We start from the raw sequence: 2,844 nt of genomic DNA, 5'->3' as shown, positions 1-2,844 counted from the left end.
GGTACACTTTCAAGAAAGATAAATTAGGAATTACTTTTGAGGGTGAACATGGAAGAGCAGACTCTTATATTTATCAAGATTCTTTAGCCATTCTTCGGGAAAGCCCTATGACAAAGTAAGTATGTGAAAAAGTTTTATGGGTTGGCATTTCGTGGCAGTAATAAATTCATAAACATCTTAAATAACTACTACCTTCTGTAAAACTATTCATATAAATTTATCTTTTTGGATTTGATATATTTCTCTGTTTTTTTAACTTGTTTTTCTAACTTGAAACTATCTTTAATATAGAGAGTAAAGCATAAAAATAGACGAAGAATATGACCCCCTGGAGTTCGATTATACCCAATTCTTTCATGGGGTCTTAAACTGAACTCTAGATTATAGACACTTAGTTCGTCTAAACTTGCTTCAACTATTATATCTGAAAAATTTTTAAATCCTTCTCTCCTAATAGCTTCGTATAGTGGTGCTTTTTCATTTTTCTTTATGGCATTTACTATGTGATTTATTATTCTTTTTTCAACATTTTCACTAAAGCCTACATACCCTTCTATATTAATGTTTAATTGAGAATTGAGAGTTTTGTGTTATCCAATAAACTGAATAATTTTGTTGGTTGCTAAAGTTTAAAATTGCTGGAAAAAACTTAAATAAGTTTGATTTTTAACATACATATTTTAGTCCTAACCCCTATCCAAAAATAGTTTTGAGCTACTCTCACCCCTTAAGGTAGAGCAAGTTTAATCAACTACATTGCCTTTATATCAAGCCTTTTAGTTAAAGCCTCCCCTACAATTTTTTTCAACATTTAATTCATACCAATTCCCCAAAATAATCCTATATTTAGGTAATACTTCAGTAATTAAGTAATTAACACAAGCCGAATAATTTTTTTGTAATTTGAGCAAATTTAATGTGAATTATTCTTATGTTGACTTCTCGCTCTCGGACGTTTCATGCAACGTCCCTACTACTCCCCCTCCTGGGAGGGGCTAGGGGTAGGTCCCCTACTCTGAAATAGATAAAGTTTTTGAGAAATGGTATTAATGGTATTAAATATACCCACTTAAATTCTTTGTAAACTTAACTCTTTCGCTAACTTTATTGCTGCTTTCATACTTGTAGCATCAGCAATACCCTCACCTGCTATATCAAATGCCGTACCATGATCCGGAGAAGTCCTGACAAATGGTAAACCAATCGTAGTATTAACAGCTAAATCAAAAGCCATTAGTTTTACCGGAATTAAACCTTGGTCATGGTACAGTGCCAAATAAGCATCGTAAGTCTTTGCTGCTAAACCTAACCAAGCTTGACCAGGTTTAACCCACATCGTATCCGGTGGTACTGGTCCATAAAGCTCTATATTCGGTAGGCGATCGCCTTCCTTCTTCAACCAAGGAATTAACCAATCCCTTTCCTCCATTCCTAATTGCCCATTTTCTCCACTGTGAGGATTTAAACCAGCAATAGCAATTTTTGGTCTAGAAATGCCAAAATCCTTTTGCAAACTTTCCACCAGTAATTCTAATTTCCAACTCATTAACTCTGGTGTTAGAGCCAGTGGTACTTGACTTAATGGTATATGTGTGGTAACTAAAAGAGAACGAAGTACAAAATTACTATGGGGCGAACGGGCAACAAATAACATTCCAAACTTTTTTACTCCTGCTTTTTCTGCTAAAAGTTCCGTTTGACCAGGATACTTATGACCAGCCATCTGCCAGCAAGTCTTAGAAATAGGAGCAGTAACAATACCATCAAATTCTCCAGCTAAAGTCTGGGCGATCGCCTTTTCCATGTAACGAAAACTAGCTTCCCCACTCACAGCATTACCTTTACCCAGACAAATATCTTCTAATTTTCCATCAAATTCTACATCTAAAATTTTCAAATTTTCCCAATTGACCAGCTTTTCCAGAGATAATTTTTGATAGGTTTCTTGCAAAATTTGACGACTACCAACTATTGTCAAATCACAATTTTCTGTAACACTCGGATCTGCTAAAGCCTTCAGAACTATTTCTGGCCCTATACCTCCAGGGTCTCCAATAGTTACTGCTAAACGAGGAATTGTCTTTTTTATTTCACTTACGGGTGTCTTCATAATGGCTTAAAATACAGATACAAAATGTATAGGAGTATTTTAAGAACATGAGTGGTGAGATTTTCAATGCAGCAATTTTGTCTTTTTCGGTAATCTTGATTGGTTTAGCAGGAGGTTTCCTCTTACTTAAATTACAAGGAGGCGAATAATTAGAGTTTGCTGAAAAAGTTTTTTTAAGGAGTGGGGGAGTGGAGCAAGGCTAATTCTTTGTCGTCAGAGAATATTGATATGAAATACAACAAAATGTGCTACTCTCCACCTCTCCATCAATTTTTCTCTTAGGAAAAAAGCGCTCTGCACAGTTCTAGCTGTATCAGTCCAGTAGGAAAATTTCACTACCCACCTCTTCTGGTGGGGTGCTTCAAAGAATGAATTAATTATTGCGACCTACGCAACAGAAGAGAAATTTTACTATCCATCTGTTCTGGTGGGGTGCTTCAAAGAATGAATTAATTATTGCGACCTACGCAACAGAAGAGAAATTTTACCGAGAAATTGTGGGTATGCGCCTCCCCTTGGATAGGGGAAAAAAGCGGTTGAGGGATGGCGAGGTCCCCTCGCTTGCCTCCAATCAACCAAGAGAGCGGTCGGCAAGCGGAGCAGTCCGTTAGGATGGGATGGCGAGGTCTCCGTTCCCTCCGGGACGCTACGCGAACTTCGAAGCTTTGCGAAGCGCAAACGCTTGCCTCCAATCTCCCAAGAGAGAAGAAAAAATTTTTCATAATTAGTCAATC

2 protein-coding genes are annotated in these 2,844 nt (G+C 37.0%); one reads left to right on the top strand and one right to left on the bottom strand.

Annotated features, from left to right (window positions below; all coding sequences use genetic code 11):
- Nucleotides 1-1,069: 1,069 nt before the first annotated feature.
- A complete protein-coding gene (gene pdxA / locus F6K22_RS37700; protein ID WP_293109928.1) occupies nt 1,070-2,110 on the bottom strand; it encodes a 4-hydroxythreonine-4-phosphate dehydrogenase PdxA in 1,041 nt (346 codons plus the stop codon).
- Nucleotides 2,111-2,157: 47 nt separating this feature from the next.
- On the opposite strand from pdxA, the gene petM reads away from it, so the two are divergent.
- The gene (petM, locus tag F6K22_RS37695; protein WP_063823346.1) at nt 2,158-2,259 is read left to right on the top strand and encodes a cytochrome b6-f complex subunit PetM; all 102 of its coding nucleotides are present in this window, start codon (nt 2,158-2,160) and stop codon (nt 2,257-2,259) included.
- Nucleotides 2,260-2,844: the final 585 nt, after the last annotated feature.

The organism is Okeania sp. SIO2F4, from assembly GCF_010672385.1.
GTDB lineage: Bacteria > Cyanobacteriota > Cyanobacteriia > Cyanobacteriales > Microcoleaceae > Trichodesmium.
The sequence above is the reverse complement of the archived record's forward strand: the minus strand, read 5'-3'. Positions and strand labels throughout refer to the sequence as shown.